At 66.0% G+C, this 1,293-nt stretch carries 2 protein-coding genes; both read right to left on the bottom strand.

The features are described 5' to 3' along the window. Nucleotides 1-773 (bottom strand): PAN domain-containing protein (locus EOA24_RS42185; RefSeq protein WP_189354609.1); only part of this gene is annotated, 773 nt, incomplete at its 3' end. 9 nt (nt 774-782) lie between these two features. Then, on the bottom strand, nt 783-1,293 hold a 511-nt coding region (locus EOA24_RS38310), incomplete at its 5' end, for a glycoside hydrolase family 3 N-terminal domain-containing protein (RefSeq protein WP_133374927.1).

The following is a 1,293-nucleotide window of genomic DNA, read 5'->3' as shown; positions in this document are numbered from 1 at the left end:
AACCGGAGCCTCTGCCGGCTCGAGCTTGCCTCCGAGGTCCAGGGCTGCCCCCCGCAGAAGCCGCGGCAGTCCGTCGACAGGCTGGTGGAGGAACGGGCACGGATGCAGCTGTCGCCGCCGGCGCAATCGAGGGCGAGCAGGTTCCGGTCGACCTCCACCGAGCCGAGCCTCGTCCAGTCGACCTGGAAAGCCGTTTCTAGCGAGATGGTCGTGGCGTCCCGCGAGTCCGCGTTGCGGACGGTCTGGACCCGCCTGTCGACGAACACGGCTTCGCTGCCCGCCTTCCGCCAACTCCTGTCGAAATACACGTTCCATGACAGGTGCAGCCTGTTGGAGGTTTCGCTGGCGGGCGGGCATGCCCAGGCCCGGCTGAGCTGTTCCGCCTCGCCATCGCTCGCGGGCGCGTTGGCGGGCGCATGGTACCCCGGCACAAGGCTGCGTGCGCCGGCGCGCCGCGAAGGGTCCGCCGCGGCCCCGACCACGGTCTCGAACAGCCTGCAGATACCGGACCCGGAGGCATGGTCGAAACCCACGCACCCGGATCGCGAGGAACAGATTTCCGCGCAGCGTTCGAGCGGGACCGTCATGTTCGCGCTGACCCTGCCGTCGAGCGAGGTCTGAGGATAGTCGAGAAGCCCGCCGTCGGGCTGCGCCTGCGCCGGACCTCCGGAAGACAGCGCCGCGGCGGCCACCGCGGCGATACGGAGTCCCGTGGCCGCGTTCCGGGCCGCGCGCGCCAAAATGCCTCGTTCGAGCTTGAAGGGTCCGCGCATCCCTGGCCGCTATCGTTCCTTGATCACGGGCGTTCCCTCGGAAACGGCCGTCCCCAGCTTCCTTTTCAGGCGCATCACGTTCTCATAGGCGTTCTTGATGCGCTCGAGCATCTCCGGATTCTTCCGCGCCTCTTCGGAAAGCAGCGCGGCGATCTTCTCCGGGATTGCCGGGTCCGGATGTTTGTCATTGGCGAATATCAGGATGTCGTTCCCCGCCCTTACCGCCCTGAGCACGGATTCCTCGAAGCTGACGTTGTCCGTGATGGCCTGCATCTGCATGTCGTCGCTTATGACCACGCCGTCGAAATGCAGGGTGTCGCGGAGGAGGTCGGTCAGCGTCTTGCGGGAAAGCGAGGCGGGGATCTCGGGCGAGAAGGCGAGCTTCGCGTTTATCACGTGCGCGGCCATGACCATGTCGACGTCGCCGGAAGCTATCAAGTCCTTGTAGGGCAAGAGTTCCTTCTCGCTCCATGTCTTGGTGACGTCGGCTATTCCCTTGTGGCTGTCCTTGGTGCTTGAG

The sequence above is a fragment of the Mesorhizobium sp. M2A.F.Ca.ET.039.01.1.1 genome, assembly GCF_003998035.1.
GTDB lineage: Bacteria > Pseudomonadota > Alphaproteobacteria > Rhizobiales > Rhizobiaceae > Mesorhizobium.
This window is presented reverse-complemented; position numbering and strand designations above follow the sequence as displayed.